The sequence below is a fragment of the Paenibacillus germinis genome (assembly GCF_013141785.1).
Taxonomy (GTDB): Bacteria; Bacillota; Bacilli; order Paenibacillales; family NBRC-103111; genus Paenibacillus_E; species Paenibacillus_E phytorum.
On sequence record NZ_WHOC01000190.1, the window covers coordinates 44,722 to 61,327 of the forward strand.

General features: G+C 50.1%; 10 protein-coding genes. 9 read left to right on the forward strand and 1 reads right to left on the reverse strand.

Annotated elements, in window-relative coordinates; all coding sequences use genetic code 11:
• Positions 1-7 precede the first annotated feature (7 nt).
• From GC102_RS37150 to GC102_RS37160, 3 genes are all read left to right on the forward strand, one after another.
• Complete coding sequence (locus GC102_RS37150) at positions 8-145, forward strand: hypothetical protein (RefSeq protein WP_171693965.1); 138 nt, start codon at positions 8-10, stop codon at positions 143-145.
• Between the two features lie 503 nt (positions 146-648).
• Positions 649-5,307 carry an S-layer homology domain-containing protein gene (locus GC102_RS37155; protein WP_171693966.1) on the forward strand — a complete coding sequence of 1,553 codons (4,659 nt, stop codon included), beginning with the start codon at positions 649-651 and terminating at the stop codon, positions 5,305-5,307.
• Positions 5,308-5,454: 147 nt separating this feature from the next.
• The gene (locus GC102_RS37160; RefSeq protein ID WP_246321343.1) at positions 5,455-7,059 is read left to right on the forward strand and encodes a glycoside hydrolase family 99-like domain-containing protein; all 1,605 of its coding nucleotides are present in this window, start codon (positions 5,455-5,457) and stop codon (positions 7,057-7,059) included.
• 92 nt (positions 7,060-7,151) lie between these two features.
• Here the strand turns inward: GC102_RS37160 and GC102_RS37165 are convergent, their stop codons facing one another.
• The gene (locus GC102_RS37165) at positions 7,152-8,732 is read right to left on the reverse strand and encodes an FAD-dependent oxidoreductase (protein WP_171693968.1); all 1,581 of its coding nucleotides are present in this window, start codon (positions 8,730-8,732) and stop codon (positions 7,152-7,154) included.
• Positions 8,733-9,057: 325 nt separating this feature from the next.
• Between GC102_RS37165 and GC102_RS37170 the strand changes: the two genes are divergently transcribed.
• From GC102_RS37170 to GC102_RS37195, 6 genes are all read left to right on the forward strand, one after another.
• Entirely contained in the window at positions 9,058-9,978 is a 921-nt protein-coding gene (locus GC102_RS37170) for an ABC transporter permease (protein WP_171693974.1), read from the forward strand.
• A gap of 30 nt (positions 9,979-10,008) precedes the next feature.
• The gene (locus GC102_RS37175) at positions 10,009-10,878 is read left to right on the forward strand and encodes a carbohydrate ABC transporter permease (RefSeq protein WP_171693969.1); all 870 of its coding nucleotides are present in this window, start codon (positions 10,009-10,011) and stop codon (positions 10,876-10,878) included.
• Positions 10,879-10,977: 99 nt separating this feature from the next.
• Positions 10,978-12,510 (forward strand): extracellular solute-binding protein, encoded by a 1,533-nt coding sequence (locus GC102_RS37180; protein ID WP_171693970.1) that lies wholly within the window; start codon positions 10,978-10,980, stop codon positions 12,508-12,510.
• A 76-nt stretch (positions 12,511-12,586) separates the two neighbouring features.
• Positions 12,587-14,398, forward strand: coding sequence for a cache domain-containing sensor histidine kinase (locus GC102_RS37185; protein ID WP_171693971.1), 1,812 nt, complete (start codon positions 12,587-12,589; stop codon positions 14,396-14,398).
• A gap of 1 nt (position 14,399) precedes the next feature.
• Positions 14,400-16,013, forward strand: a complete 1,614-nt coding sequence (locus GC102_RS37190) for a response regulator (protein WP_171693972.1) — start codon at positions 14,400-14,402, stop codon at positions 16,011-16,013.
• 414 nt (positions 16,014-16,427) lie between these two features.
• Positions 16,428-16,606 (forward strand): ATP-binding cassette domain-containing protein (locus GC102_RS37195; RefSeq protein ID WP_171693975.1); only part of this gene is annotated, 179 nt, incomplete at its 3' end.

Below are 16,606 nucleotides of genomic sequence, written 5' to 3' on the forward strand. Positions count from 1 at the left end.
CACGAGAGTGGCTCCTTTGGTGTATTTATGGCAGGTTGGAAATAATGGAAAAAAATTTGCTCATGAACACCCTTGTTATATTAGAAATATGGTTGTGGTGCAAGAATTAAAAAGGTTAGCAAATGCCCACCTAGTTGTAAATTAGCTATGCCACTATCCCAAATATTTTATTGAGCCATTCAACAGCAGAAAGGACAGACGAATTATTTTCCGCCTGACCTTTACTAATCATATGCATGGCCTTGATTCCCTTCAACGTCTGTTCTGCAGTATGAAACGTTTGCTTGCAGCGGTTATTAAAGTACACGCATGGAATTGCTCGAAATAAACATCGCCCGAAAAAGGCGGTGTTTTTTCATTTAAATCTATGCTTGGTAAGAAACGATGATATTGACGATTTTAAAAGACATGACTTTCCTGATGGCTTATTATTTTCAAGATATATATCGAAATCGAACATAATCCGACTTTTTCTTCGTAGCAGGAGGAGCACGCTCAGATTATGTATGTGCTTCGGAATACGGCGTTCATTATGAGCCCATAGGTCATCAAAGAGACTGAATATGTCATGCGAGTGTAATAGGAAGCCGCTCTTCTTCCGCGTATACTGACATTAGTTTCAGATAACTTCATCACAAGGAGGGAAATATGGACATCATGAACCGAATAATCAGGCGACTTTTCGTCCGCGCAGCGATTCTTTTACTCACTGTTGCAATCGCTTTCAGCTCATTTGCCACAGGTGCAGCTGCCGAGGAAGCAGGTCCGGCAGATGCGATGATTGGCAAATATGTAACACTCGGGGGTTATTTGAATGAGCCCGTGAAATACCGAATTATTCATGCTGAGGATGTGAATGGCGATGGCATCAAGGAATTGCTGTTGTTTGCCGATCGTATTATTTCGCTCAAACCGTTCGACGCATCCGGTGACGATCCGGGTGGACGAGGCGGTACATCGCGCAAGGGAAACGGCTCCAATCTATGGAGCGAAAGCAATATGCGAGACTGGCTGAACAGTGATCAGCCACAGGTTCAGTGGAATGCGTTATCGCCCGAATCAATCCGCGTATGGAATGGCTACAATGCTTATGCTGACGAAGGAGGCTTCCTATCGCAGGGAAATATGACGGATGCGGAACGTTCCTTCATCGTACCGGTTACCCATCGGCATATGCTAGCAGCCGTAGATGATAGCTTGAAGAGCGGCGGGGCAGGGGATCATCAGTTTCTGGACGCTTCCATATCCACGGCGCTAGCTAATTATGATTCGGCGCGTTACGGACTTACTACAGACGGTGTCTTCCTGCTTTCTTTGAAGGAACTGAAGGAGTATGTCGTAGACCGCTTCCCGGAGCAGCTAACTGGATATGTGACTGACCAAGCTTTGGAACAGTCGAATTCAATCTATGACCCGGCTAATTCGGGAATTGCGGCACCTTATTGGACCCGTGATGCGGTATCGCAGAACTCGTATGCGGTCAGATATGTAGCTGCCGATCTTAAGACTCCGCTTAATGGCAATGCGATAACGGGCACTCGTGGAGTAAGACCGGCGATGTATCTGAAATCCGACTTGCAATTCACCGGTGAAGGCACGAAGCAATCGCCCTTCTCTGTGACGAGAGAAGCAGACCCGGTAGATACGATGATTGGCAAATATGTATCGTTCGGGAGTTATTTGAATGAGCCTGTGAAGTACCGGGTTATTCATGCTGAGGATGTAAATGGCGATGGCAACAAGGAATTGCTGTTGTTTGCCGACCGTATTATTTCGCTTAAGCCGTTCGATGCATCCGGTGACGATCCGGGTGGACGAGGCGGTACGTCGCGTAAGGGAAATGGCTCCAATCTTTGGAGCGAAAGCAATATGCGAGACTGGCTGAACAGTCATCAGCAACAGGTTCAGTGGAATGCATTATCACCCAGAACATTCCGCGTATGGAATGGCTACAATGCTTATGCTGGCGAACAAGGCTTCCTGTCGCAGGGAAATATGAAGGCAGCGGAACGCTCTGTGATCGTACCGGTTACCCATCGACATATGCTGGCTGCCGTAGATGATAGCCTGAAAAGCGGTGGGGCAGGGGATCATCAGTTTCTGGACGCTTCCGTATCCACGGCGCTAGCTAATTATGATTCCGCACGTTATGGACTTACTACGGACAGCGTCTTTCTACTTTCTTTGAAGGAACTGAAGGAATATGTCGTAGACCGCTTCCCTGAGAAGTTAACTGGATATGCGACTGACCAAGCTTTGGAACAGTCGAATTCAATTTATGACCCGGCTAATTCGGGAATAGCAGCTCCTTATTGGACCCGTGATGCGGTATCGCAGAACTCGAATGCGGTCAGATATGTAGCTGCTGATCTGAAGGTTCCGCTCAATGGCAATGCGATAACCGGAACTCGTGGAGTAAGACCGGCGATGTATCTGAAATCCGGCTTACAATTCACCGGTGATGGCACTGAGCAATCGCCATTCGCTGTGTCAGGTTTGCCGGAAGTACCGGAAGAGCCTGGAGCAGGCACGAATCCTTCGGAACCGTTTCCGGCCCATCACGGTGAACAAGGTATTCATGTTATTGTTCGCAACAATGATTTAACTAGCAGTACGGCCGAGCAAGCTATCGCTTCCGGGCATGTGGACGGTATTACTTATTACTCCGGCCTGTCTGTCCTGGAACCGACCGAGGGTGTCTACAATTGGGATTACATCGATGAGATGATCTATCTGAGCAGGAAGTATGGCAAACCGCTTAAGATCGCTATTTTACCTGGAAGATGGGTTCCTGAATGGGTATACACCAAAGGAGCAGTCAAGTTCAACTGGAATCTGGTCACGGATCTGGTTGATCCCGGGAGCTATGATGCTTCAGCTCCTGTTCCGTGGGATCCCGTGTATTTGTCCATTATGGAGAATATGATTAAGGCGCTGTCAGCTCGCTATGCCGATGAGGCGGCGATTGGAGCGGTGCAGGTAACCGGGCCTTCCTTAAGCAACGGTCTGGAAACCAATCTGGTGTTAAACGATTATGATGTGACCAGAATCGGCTATACGTCGGATAAGCTGATTGGTGCGTGGAAGCGCATGATTGATGCTTATGATCAAGCATTTCCGAACAAATCGATTTCGCTGTTGCTGAATAATTATATTACCCAGCAGCGCAATAACGAGATTCCAAGAGAGCTGAGGGACTATGCGTTCGATAAGCTCGGCCCCCGTCTGAATTCGCAGATTGCCTATATTACCTACGAGGATTGGTTCGAGCGAGGCAATGAAGGCATTGAAATTTGGGCGGAGGCGTCCGACCGGATGAAGCTGCAGGGACAGCTAATTGACGTATATTCGGTCAAGAAGGCGAATCCGGAATATCTCTACGAAGCGATTCGCAAGGCGGCGAGCATGGGAAGCGATATGATCGAAGTTTTCGCTCAGGATTTGGTGACGCCAGTCTACGCAGCCAAGGCTGCAGAAGCGAGAGAGCTTCTGGTCAACAAACAGCCAAGCGGAGTTGTCATCGTACCTTCCTCGGAGACGCTGACTGTCGGAGAATCAGCCCAGTGGTCGGCAAAACTTATCGATCAGAATGGCTATCCGATCAGCGCAGCTCCTTTGCAATGGAACAGCGGCGATGAGGCAGTGGCAACGGTCAATGTCAAAGGAGGGATTATGGCAATAAGCGAAGGCAGCACGGTCATCCGTGCCGTGTATGCAGGTAAGCTAGAGGCTTCTGCGGAACTACGAGTTTATGCACAGCCACGGCTTCGGTTCAATAAGACGCGCTACAGTCTCACGGAAGGAGATAGACTGCAAACGGTTGTAGAACTCGTTTACAAAGGTACGAATATCGATGTTACCGCAGGAGCGGACATTCTGATTGCAAATCCTCGTGTTGCAGTCACAACTACCAATGGAATGATTAGTGCTTATAGTGAAGGAACTACGGTAATTTCGGCGACATACAAGTCATGGACAGCGAGCGCAGAGTTAATCGTAACTGCATATAGCAGCGGTGGAGATTGGAGCGAATCCGTTGATGGAGGCACCCAAACGGGAGGGGGACCTGGCCAGGTCGGAGCGGGACAACCTGAAGTCAAGCCCGGTAATTCGGCTGCCAAAGGTGTGGCTCTTACGCTCAACGATGGCAGCATAGTGACGATTACAGAGCAGCAGATTGCAAGTGGAAAAGTCCTAATTGAAGCGGGCAAGGCTAGGGGCTCTACCTATTCCTTAGACATAACAGGCGCTCAGCTCACAGAACTAGCGACTAGGAACGCGGATTTGGAGCTCGAATTCGTCACTCCGCTCGGCTCTTACAAGCTTCCGCTGCAGGCAGCTCGTACCGACAAGATAGGGAATTTGCTGCAGGAAAGTCTGGGAAATCTTACACTGACGCTATCGATCACGAAAGCAGATGCGGTTACTGTAGCTGCTATACGCGATGGGGCTATTGCTTTCGGAGCAGCACTGATCGGTGAGCCGCTTCATTATGAATTGAAAGCGGAGAACGAGGACGGTAAGCAGCTGGTTGTCGTATCCTTCGACCGATATGTGAGCCGATCTATGCATGTTGACGGTCAGCTGGATGCGAAGACGACGGTTGGCGTATATTACGATCCGGTTACTGGCAGCTATACGCCGGTGCCTACGATTGTCACCTCTTCGGGTGAGAAGACGTCGATTGAGCTGAAACGCCGTGGTAACAGTATCTATGCGCTGCTACAGGTTAAGCCTTCTTTTGCCGACCTGGCGCAGCACTGGTCGCGCGAGGATGTTGAAGCTTTGGCAGCCAAATTGATAGTGAAAGGCAAGTCAGAGCTAGCCTTCGATCCTGATGGAATTGTCACAAGGGCGGAATGGGCGGCTATGTTAACTAGAGCACTTGCGTTGGAAAGCGATGGTTCGTTGCAAGAGCGGCCGTTTGCGGATGCGGAGGAAAACTGGTTCACAGAAGCAGTCAGTGCTGTTCATGCAGCCGGACTGATGAATGGGTATGAGGATGGAACGTTCCGGCCTCTGGCGAACATAACTCGGGAGGAAATAGCCGTTGTGCTCGAACGAGTAAGCTCTTTTACAGGTAAAAGATTAGCTTTGCCGACTGATACGGGGATGGTTCTTGGCAAGTTTAACGATGCAGGGCAAGTTGGTAGTTGGGCTCAGACCGCATTGGCAAGTGTAGTTGCCGCCAAAATTATGCAGGGAGATGAGCAGGGAAGGCTTGCTCCGAATTCCAGTACGACAAGAGCAGAGACGGCCGTGCTGCTAAAGAGAATGCTTGTGTATAGCGAATTTATGAATCCATAATCGACTATAAGACTAACGAGATTGGATGCGAAGTTGCAGGGAAACAGGTTAGGAAACCATCAAGAATACAAGGTGCCAAGCGGATGACTGTGAGGAAGTGGTCGGCTTGGCGCCACATTCTAATTTGAAGGAGGTTTTATAGTGAAAATGGAACATGGCAAGAAGGAAAAGAGATGCAAGAGCTGGTTGCAAAGGTTGGCGGGCTTCACTACCTTGGTTGCTGGCTTTACGCTGCTGTGTGGACTAGGTGCTATCCTCTCGTCACCGCCTGCCGTTGCTGCAAACAGTCCTTTGCTAGGTGTCATCCGTTGGGATTGCTTCAGCAACAGCACCTGCGCCGATCTTAACTCGCTAGGTCCGCAGCAGTATCACGATCGGGTGCCTTATTTTCTCAGCATTGATTCTTCGACTCAGGTTAGCGGCAATGAAAATAGCCAATCGACGATCGATCAGCAAATTCAATATGCGCATAATGCGGGCATTGATTACTGGGCGTTCGTCAGTGGACCGGATACGAGTCCCAATGTAGCGGAAGCGTATGCGCTGCATAAATATTTGGCAAGCGCCTATAAGGAAGATCTGGATTTCTCCGTGATTATCCATAGGTACAATGCTCAGCAAACCTGGTCGCAGCGGGTGGATCAGATGGTGGAATGGTTCGAGGAGCCTACTTATGTGAAGGTGTTGGGTAACCGGCCTTTGGTTTATATTTTCAATGTAGCGGATATGGAGACTTATTACGGCTCAGGGACACCAACCCAAACGAATATCGATCTGCTGCGCCAAAAGACTGTGGATGCCGGCTTAGGTGATCCTTATATTGTTGCGATGCATTGGCAATTAAACACTGCGGTGTCGCAGTTGAATAAGTACGGCTTGGATGCGATTGGGCGCTACGGCTATTCAGGTCTTAACGGTAGTCAGGACATGAATAATCCATCGCCGTTCTCAGCGCTTGCTCAAGCTCAGGCAGATTCATGGGACGATTATGCCAATTCTGGTAAGCCTTTTGTCCCGGATATCTCGACAGGTTGGGATAAATCACCCCGCACGATAACCCCTCCACCTTGGGGTGGTGGCGGTGGCCCTTACTATAAACAGCCGACACCCGGCGAGATCGCTGGGCACTTTAAGGCGGGTATGGATTTCGCCCGCAATCATACGACTGCTGTAGAAGCCAATACGGTATTGGCTTTTGCATGGAATGAGGTTTGCGAAGGAGGCTGGCTTGTTCCTACACATGCCCAAGGCACCGAGCGTCTGGATGCCATCAAGGCGATGTTGAACGGTGCCGGCGTCAATGCGCTTCGCAATCCCGGCTTCGAGGCAGACATGGATGAGGCCCAGTCAGCCAAGAGCTGGAGCACTTGGGGAGGCTCATCCGGTACACATGCCAATGCGGATTATACGGAGACTGGCGGATACAGCTGGAGCTGGCGTCTGACGCATAACAAATCGGCTGCTTATGAAGTGGCAACACACCAGACGGTTACGGGGCTGACCAATGGCTTGTACACCTTGACGGCTTGGGTGCAGTCGAGCGGAGGGCAGACGACCGCCCAGATGTCGGTAAAGGACTACGGTGGTGCTGAAGTAATTCGCAATATTACCGCAAGCTCCACGTGGCAGCAGATTCAGCTTCAACATGTTCCCGTCACGAACGGACAAGCGAAGATTGTGTTCTACTCCAATGCCGGAGCTAATCAGTGGATTCGAGTGGATGATGTTAGCTTCTTTAAGGAAACGTATTGAAAGTGTCTCAAGAATGAAAAAAGAGGACCGTCCGGTAACATTCCGGACGGTCCTTTGCGCGCTTTAGCTGACTTGTGAGCATGCAATCTCACTCATACCTCGTGTATATGCGGCCATTTCAGCTCAATGCCCTCTCGCGTTAGCAAGCGCTGGAATTCCTCAAGCTGATCTTTGTTGCTCCACACCTCCACCGGTTGAACGCCACGGGTCATGCAGTATGCGGACAGGTATCCCGCCGCTTCACCGATATTCCATTCCACAGGATGCAGGCGGTAGGAGCCGTTGGTGATGTGGGTGACGCCGATATTTTTGCAGGCGGGCAGCAGATTCTTCATGCGGATCGGAATAAGGCTGCCCAGAGGGATCTGGAAAGGATAGGAGGCAATGTCGATATAGTTGCGATTGCCTGTGCTCGGGTGAAGATCCAGCCGATAGCAGCCGATGCCTACGGAATCGACGAATGTCTCTGCACTATTGAAGCCCGCCGACTGCCTCGCCTCTACGCCGATATGCTGCTCCAGTACAGTGAACTGGGCGCGAATTCTACGCGACTCACGGATATAAGGAGCCATCGCCAAGCCGTCCTCAGTTCCTGTTACGTCTCCCCGCAAACGAAGTCCTGGGAAGCCCATTTTACCGTCTGCGCGCGGGGCTTCGGTCTGCATCCAATAGAGCAATGAGAGGCTGAGCTGCTTGGCTCCTTCCAGATGGCGCAGACGTTCTTCCTCGCTGACCTCGAATATGGGACCTAGCCAGTAGTCATTCTGCGGCCAATTGACGAGTGTAATATCGCTGGCGAGGAAGCCAGGAGTAAAGTTGCTGCGGTCCAGAATGCGCCTGTACAGCCAACGATTGTCCGGACCTTCCGACGGAAACAAATGATAAATGGTCGGTTCATGCGTAATGTAATGGGGCACAGTCCAGCTGAGTTGCTTGTCCGGCCAGAAATCTGCCTTGTAGCTGTTCCAGAAAGCATACTGCTCAGGCTTGTCGATCGTATGATCTTCTCCTTCCAGATAGTCGACCGCGAAGCAATGCGTAATCGCCTGCATATCCAGCGGATCGGCCACTCCCGCCAATGCGTGCGGCTCGTCGGTCTCGCTTCTGGACTCCGAGCCGGTGACATACTCCGTACCTGTCATCGGCAGCAGGTCTCCGCATTCCGTAGCATCGAGAAAATAAGTCGCATGAAGCACAGTCACTTCGCCAGACAGCGAATGCACGACCTTTACTGTTGTTACGCGGTCTCCATCCGTCTCCGCTCCAATTGCCCGACGCTGAGTAAGAAGCATCAGCCGTCCGCTGTGCATATAGGGGGACAGCATACGCTCCAATACCGACAAGGCAGCCCGCGGCTCATGGCACAGCCTGCTCACGTACCCGTTGCCGGGGTTGAACACGGGATTCGATCGCGCGGCTTCGGTGAGCGGGAACCCGTCCTTGTAGAAGGCGCGGACCTGATCGCGGAACTGCCGATAGCTGCGCGTGCAGCCGAACTGCTCGATCCACGGATGCTCATCGGGAGGCACAGCCTGGCTAGTTAGCTGTCCTCCGATCCACATGGTCTCCTCAGTCATGACAACCTTGTATCCCATCCTGCAGGCGGCCAACGCAGCGGCACATCCGCCCGTTCCTCCGCCGACAATAACGAGGTCTGTTTGAATTTCCTTCATCTATATACGCACCCTTTCGTTGTAAACTCCTATCCAGAATAACGAAAGTCAACTCCATTGGACATATCGGTTCATGACACGATGGCGTCTCCTGATGACTTTCCGTCAGGACGAACGAATCGATCACGATGTCATGAGAGGTGCAGGTGATGTCATTGTGCTTGGATAGAAACCGTATATCGAATGGCCTAGAATGAAATTAGGCCAAGGAAACAAACTATCGGTAATGAAACGCAAGCACAGGCAGTGCTAGAAGGAGAGGAGGAGGGGCGTTATGCATGCTGCAAGTAAAGCTGTAAGCAATGATTATGCCATCCAACCTATAATGAAAGCGAAGCGTAATCGTAACCGATACGGGCATCTGAAGGACTACTGGGATCTGTATCTGATCATGGTACCGGGAATTGTTTACTTTCTCGTATTCAAGTATGCGCCGATGTGGGGAATCGTGATTGCGTTTCAAGATTACAGTCCATTTCAAGGGGTGAGGGGCAGTGAATGGGTCGGATGGATGCATTTTCGCGAAATGTTTACGGACCGCGAGTTTTATCAGGTATTCCGCAACACGCTGTTAATCAGCCTTTACAAGCTGATCTGGGGCTTCCCGGGACCCATTATTTTGGCGCTGATGCTTAATGAGGTGCGGCATCTTATGTTCAAGCGGACCGTTCAGACGCTCGCCTATTTGCCCCATTTTTTGTCGTGGGTCATTATTGGGGGTATTCTAGTCAATCTGCTGTCTCCGGTTACTGGTGTGGTTAACGCCATGCTTGGCTGGTTTAGCATCGAGCCGATCTTCTTCCTGGCTGACGCTGACTGGTTCCGGACCGTGATTGTGGCGAGCGATATTTGGAAAGAAGTTGGCTGGGGAGCCATTATTTATTTGGCGGCGATAGTTTCCATAGATCCTCAATTGTACGAAGCCGCCGTCATCGACGGAGCGGGCAAGTGGCAGCAGATCAGGCATATTACGCTGCCCTCGTTGCTAGGTACGATCATCATTCTGTTCATCCTCCGCTTGGGGCACGTGCTGGATGTAGGCTTCGAACAAATATTTGTACTTTACAATTCGATGGTCTACGAGGTTGGAGATGTCATCGAAACGTATGTGTATCGGGTAGGTATCAGCCAATCCGAATTCAGTTTCTCAACGGCTGTCGGCTTGTTCAAGTCGGTTATTGGCCTTGCGCTGGTCATTTTCTTCAATCGTATGGCCAAAAGAGCGGGCCATGAAGGCGTCTATTAATTGCAAATTCAGGGAAAGGGGGAACCACAAATGAGATTTAGCCGGCAAGAAAAGATCGGACATCTATGGAATTATGCGCTGCTCGGAGCGTTCAGTCTACTGGCGCTGGCGCCGTTCGTGCACATTTTGGCTCAATCGTTCAGCAGCTACCGGGCAGTCATGAGTGGAGAGGTGTCGTTCCTGCCAGTGGAATTCACCTGGGAGGCTTACGGCAAAGTATTCGACGACAATGCGTTCCGGCAAGCGTTCCTAGTCAGCACCTGGCGTACCGTACTGGGAACGTGCCTGAACGTGCTGCTGACGGTTCTGCTCGCTTATCCACTCTCCAAGTCTTATATTAAAGGCAGACATTTTATTCTCTTTTTGATCGTATTCACGATGATGTTCAACGGTGGGATGATACCGACCTATCTGATCGTCAAGGAGCTGGGGCTTTACAATTCATTTTGGGCCTTCCTGCTCCCGGGAGCGATCAGCGCTTTTAATGTGATTATTATGAAAAACTTTTTCCAGAGCGTCCCCACTGAGTTGGAGGAATCGGCTCGTATCGACGGCTGCTCGAACCAGGGAATTCTTTACCGCATTGTGGTGCCCCTGTCAATGCCTGCGATTGCTACGATCGCGCTCTTTCATGCCGTTGCGCATTGGAACTCATTTTTCGATGCGGTGCTTTATGTAGCCGATTCCAAGCTCAACCCGCTGCAGGTATACCTGCGCAATCTGATTCAGGCGAATGTAACGACTATTAATGTAACCGACAATTTGGAGCGGCAGTTGCTTGCCGTCGAATCCCTGAAGGCGGCGGCACTTATCGCAAGCACTGTTCCGATCCTGATCGTCTATCCGTTTCTACAAAAATATTTTGTGAAGGGCATTTTGATCGGCTCCGTAAAGGGATGACCATGCTGATTCTAAGGCGGTACGATTCGCTAAAATCAATTCCTCATTACGACAATTGTTCCATTCCATCAATTCCATTACAATAAAGGGGTTAATACGATGAAAAAAAGGTCAAATCTGACGATAATCATTGCATCTTTATCTACACTTGTCGTACTCGGAAGCGCCTGCTCCCAGGGAGAATCCGCTCCGCAAGCATCCAACTCGGCAGGACCAGCCGTGAAGAAGTCACTGACGCTGGTGCTCGATAATGCTGGACGCAAGTATCCCGATGGCATGAATGAGAACACGAATCCTTACCTGGATTATATCCGTCAGCAATCCAATCTAAACATTACGGTTACCACGCCGCCGCCGGACGGTTACCAGGACAAGATCAATATTATGATGACCTCAGGCGAAAGTTATGACTTAATCCGTTCCACGGACAGCGCTTGGGTGTCAAAGCTGGTAAAGCAGAAAGCGCTCACACCGCTGAACGAGCTGATCGATAAATATGGACCTAATCTGAAGAAGGCATACCCCGAGGAAGTGTGGAAGCAGGTTACGTTCGAGGATGGTAAGATTTATGCGCTACCGGGAGTGACCACCAAGAAAGCCGATGAGCTGATGTATGTCCGCAAAGATTGGCTGGCTAAGCTCGGTCTTAATCCGCCGAAGACGCTGGACGAATACACGGAGGTTATGCGCGCTCTGGCAACCAAAGACCCCGACGGTAACGGAAAGAACGACACGCTCGGCCTGATTATTGGCGAGAAGCTGGCCAGAACCGGCCCTATATTCGGTGCTTTCGGCGTTCCGTTTGGGCAGAACAACTGGGTTGAACGGAATGGTCAGCTTATGCATTCCTATATTTTGCCGGAGACGAAGGAGGCGCTTCGCTATCTCGCCGGGCTGTATAAGGATAAGCTGATTGACTCGGAGTGGGCGCTGAATAAGCCGAAGAATGTGGACGAAAAGGTAGCAGGCGGCAAGGTCGGCCTGTTCTCCGCTCAGTGGCACGAAACGCGGGGCTCGATTTTGACGAACAAGAAGAACGATCCGAAGGCGGATTGGGTGGCGCTGGATTATCCAGCAGGCATGGACGGTAAATCGGGAATCGCTGCTATTAATCTTGTAGGCTCCTATGCCGTCATTCCGGCTACAAGTAAAAATGCTGCAGAAGTTATCAAGATGATGGATGTGATCAACAGCACGCAAGGCCACGAAACGTTAAAGCTCGGTCTGCCCGAACATCAGATCTGGGTGCGCAAGGACGGCAAGCTGACGATGAATTTCGAAGAACATAACAAGCATATTTATCGCAATACATTGTCCGAAATCGCCAATCCTTGGGATGACGAGCTAGAGCGGGAGCGACTCGACGCGTTAGGACTGGAATTCAAAATGAATGACAATATTAACCGAATTAACAGTCATGTTATCCCGAATCAATATAATGGAGCTCCAACAGAAATTCTTGGTAAGTACAGTTCGCAACTGAAAAAGACGATGGAGGAATCATTCACCAAAATCATTATGGGGACAAGCCCGATCGATGATTTTGACGCATTCGTAAAGCAATGGAAAAAAGAAGGCGGAGACGAGATGACGCGCGAAGTGAATGAATGGTACAGCAAGAATCGAAAATAAAATAGAATTGAAGTCAAGTCAAGGTGCTCTCTAACAGAGCATCTTTCTTTGCTTGAAAGGCTTGGAGGTAACAGTGATGTGGAGATACTGGAAGCGTCTGTATGCGGAGTCGGTGCATATTCGAATTACGAGTTATTTTTTGCTTATTTTGCTGCCGCTTGTCGCGATGAATCTGTATGCTCAGAACAAGTCGCAGCTCATTCTGAAGGAGCAGGCGATGGAGCGAACGAAAGGCGTCATGCAGTCCGCTATGCAGTTCATCGATACGACACTGCTGAATGTTGAGGAACTATCCAATCTCGTCGTGACGGACAGTACGCTTAACCGTCATTTGGATGCAGCTGACGGTGAACTGATGCCGATGGATATCCTCAACTTTCAGGCGGCGACGACCGAATTGATCCATTTTCGCACGATGAACCGCACACTGTCGCAGACGATGATTTTGCATACCCCGTCTTCCTTGTTGCTTTCCGATTCAGGTTATTCCCGGCTGAACGATATGCAGAATGAAGATTGGGTCCGCGAAACGGTCCGTTCCAACGGTAATCCCTGGTACTACATTCCTGCAGCGAATCAATTTACGTCTCTTGGGAATAAAGATTTGATTCACAATACCGAGGTCATTACCTTAATGCGTCTAATGACCCAGTCGGAGCATCTGCGCGAGCCCTCGATCTTCATGGCTTCCATACGCAAGGAATACTTATACGGACTTATTGGGCGGCTAGCGGATCCTGGCCAGGGAACGATCTATTTATTTACCCCGGACGGCCGATTGGCGGTAGGCACACCCGGCAGCAATCCGCCTCCTGATTGGGAAGTAAAGGGGGGCGATTTCGGTACGTTTCGCGTGGGGGAGCAGTCGCTTATGATGGTAAAGGTGGCTTCACCTAGCACCGGATGGTCGCTCTTGATGTTACAGCCGCAGAATGCTCTGTTCGAGAAGTCCAGTCAGCTACGCGATCAGACCTATGTCATTACGGCCATTAGTCTTGCTATCGCTGTTATAGTAGCCTGGTTCATGTACAGGGGGATTTCGTTTCCACTGAGGAAGCTAATCCGAGGCATGAAGGAGATACGGCTTGGGCGTCTGGATGTTCGCATCGAGCACAAGAGGGCAGATGAGTTCGGGTATATGATGGATACATTCAATGAAATGATGGATCAGCAGCGTTTAATGATTCGCGACATCTACGACAAGGAGCTGCGCATCATTCAAACGGAGCTGAAGCTGCTGCAATCGCAGATTAATCCTCACTTTCTATACAATACACTCGATTCCATCTATTCATCAGCGATTTTGGTAGGCGCGGACCAGATAGGAGAGATGGTGCTTAATTTGTCGAAATTTTTCCGGATTAGCATCGGCAGGGGCAAGGAAGTGTTCACGACGGAGGAGACGGTCGTTCATTTGGGATATTACATTAATGTGCAGCAACTTCGCTTCAAGGGTCGACTGCAGGTGGACATCCGGGTGGATGATGCCGTGCGATCCTGCATGCTGTTGAAGCTGATTCTTCAGCCGCTTGTGGAGAATGCAATCGTGCATGGCTTAGAACAGAAGTCAGGGAAGGGACAGCTGAACATCGAGGCATACCCCGAGCAGGAGCGCCTGCATATTCGCATTACCGATAATGGAAGAGGGATAGCACCTGAGCGTTTGCTCTTTATTCAAAACGAGCTAGGCGCGATCGGGAGTACCGATATGAAGACGCTGCGGCATGATGTGAAGGAGCTGTTCGGCCTGCGTAACGTCAAGACCCGATTGATTCTCTATTACGGGGATCAGGCAGAATTGCATATAGACAGTGTGGAACACGAGGGCACCGTCGTGTTGGTCACGATTCCACTGGCCTCTTGTACGGATCCAATAGGAGGAAAATGACATGAATCTGATGATCATAGAAGATGAAGTTGATATTCGGCAAAGGCTCGTGCAAACGATACCTTGGGAGGAGCATGGCATTCACGTGGCTGCCGAGGTAGGAGACGGGCTCGATGCGTGGCGAATGGTGGAGCGGGTTAAACCGGACCTGCTGCTGCTGGATATTCGGCTACCAGGCATCAATGGGCTGGATCTTGCCGCCAAAATCAGAGAAACCGAGAAGGATTTGAAAATTATCATCCTTAGCGGCCATGACGATTTCGAATATGCGAGAGCCTCAATCGATATCGGTGTCAGCCATTTTCTGCTCAAGCCGGCCGGCAACGATGAAGTAATGAAGGCAGTGCTGAACGCTGCCGGACAACTGCAAAGCGAGCGGGCGGAGCGTCATGAGCGGCATCTACTAGAGACGAACTGGGAGCAATATTTGCCCAAGCTCAAGGCGCACTTCTATGAGAGCTGGATGAACGGCCATTATACAGATTGGCAGCTAAAACAGCAGTCGGAGAAGCTGGGAATCCGGCTAGCGGACAGCCACTTCTTTGCCGTCGTCGTGTTTGAGATGGACCCGCTGGAGGAAGCGGAGGTCCGATTTTCCAAACAGGATACGGGTTTGCTACAGTTCTCCCTCTACAGTATCACGGAAGAATGCTTAAGGGGAAGCGATTGCTTCGTACTTCATGATTCTTACGGTTCTATTCTTGCGTTGTTTCACAGCAGGAGCAGTGAGCATGAGGGGGAATTTCAGCAGCGAATCAATTTTCTGGCGGTCAAGGTGCTGTCTGTCGTCAAGGACTGTTTGAAGCTGACGGCCAGCGCTGGCATCGGCAGCGTTTTCGCGGACCGCAGCGAGGCCATACACTCCTTGCGCCTGGCCAAACGCGCTCTTCTGACACGTGTGGTTTACGGCCGTCATCTGGCTCTTCATCACCCTGACCTACAGTTGGAGGAAGACCAGCCGAGCGTATGGTTTCAGCCGGCCTCCTTGCGCTGCCTTACCGTTGCCCTGGATATGGAAGATGAGGAGAATGCAATGAAGGCGATGGAAGAGTTGATTGGCGAATTAGGCCAGACCGCTACCTCTGCCGTGATCATTCAGGAGCAGGTGCTGCTCTTGAGCAGCTTATTGACCCAGAGCATTCATACACGCAATTGGTCCGTTGCTGCTGTGCTTCAGGAGGATGCGGCGCTGCTGTATCATTTGAGCAGTTTCGTAACGAGGGAACAGATTGCCTCCTTTCTCAGACGGATCGTCCGCAAAATCCTCGCTTTCGCCGCACAGCGCCGCAACACCGGAAGCAGCAAGCTTATTCAAGATATGCTGCACCTGATCGAGGAGCACATTGATATGGATATCAGCCTGCAAAGCATGGCCAACCGCTTTTATATCAACTCTTCCTATTTAAGCCGATTGTTTAAGCATAATATGAAGAAGTCGTACTCCGATTATGTGATGGAACGGAAGATGCTGCGTGCTAGGCAGCATTTGATCGATGGGTCCAAGGTGCATGATGCGGCGCGCATGGTTGGCTATATTAATGTCGGCTTCTTCTCTAAGCAATTTCAGAAATATTGGGGCGTCGTCCCCAGCGAGATGAGGGGACTGCCTGGCTGATGGCGAACAATCAATTAAAAGTGAATCGGATTGGAAAGGGGGACGGCTTAAGAATGAAACTCCTAGCAATGGTTTAATTGATATATGAAAAAAATATTCTAAAGTACGTTAACGTTAAAGATAGGAAAGGTTGCCGACAATTGGATGCCAAAGTACGAGCTTAACGATAATGGAATACTTAAGCACCTTATCCTAAGTAAGGTGGAACTTATAATCTAGTACATTCAGTTAGAGGGAACGCGGAGTGCTGGGAGCATACTCCGTGTTGAATAGGGAAAAAGCTGGAGATGATATGCTTACCTATTGGTACCTTTCGTTAGATACGGAAAGATCAGTTATCGGAATTCTACGTTGCTTCGTGTTCACAACCTCAAAAAATTCCGATACTTCATTTATTTGGACCCTGTGCAAGTAATGGAGGTGAAGGTGATAACGTTAATCCATATCGAGAATGCTAGTAAATACTATACGATGGGCGAGGAAACGATTAAAGCTTTAGATGATGTCTCTTTAGATATTGATCATGGAGAGTTCGTTGCCATCATGGGACCGTCAGGTTCCGGTAAATCTACGCTGATGAACATCATCGGGTG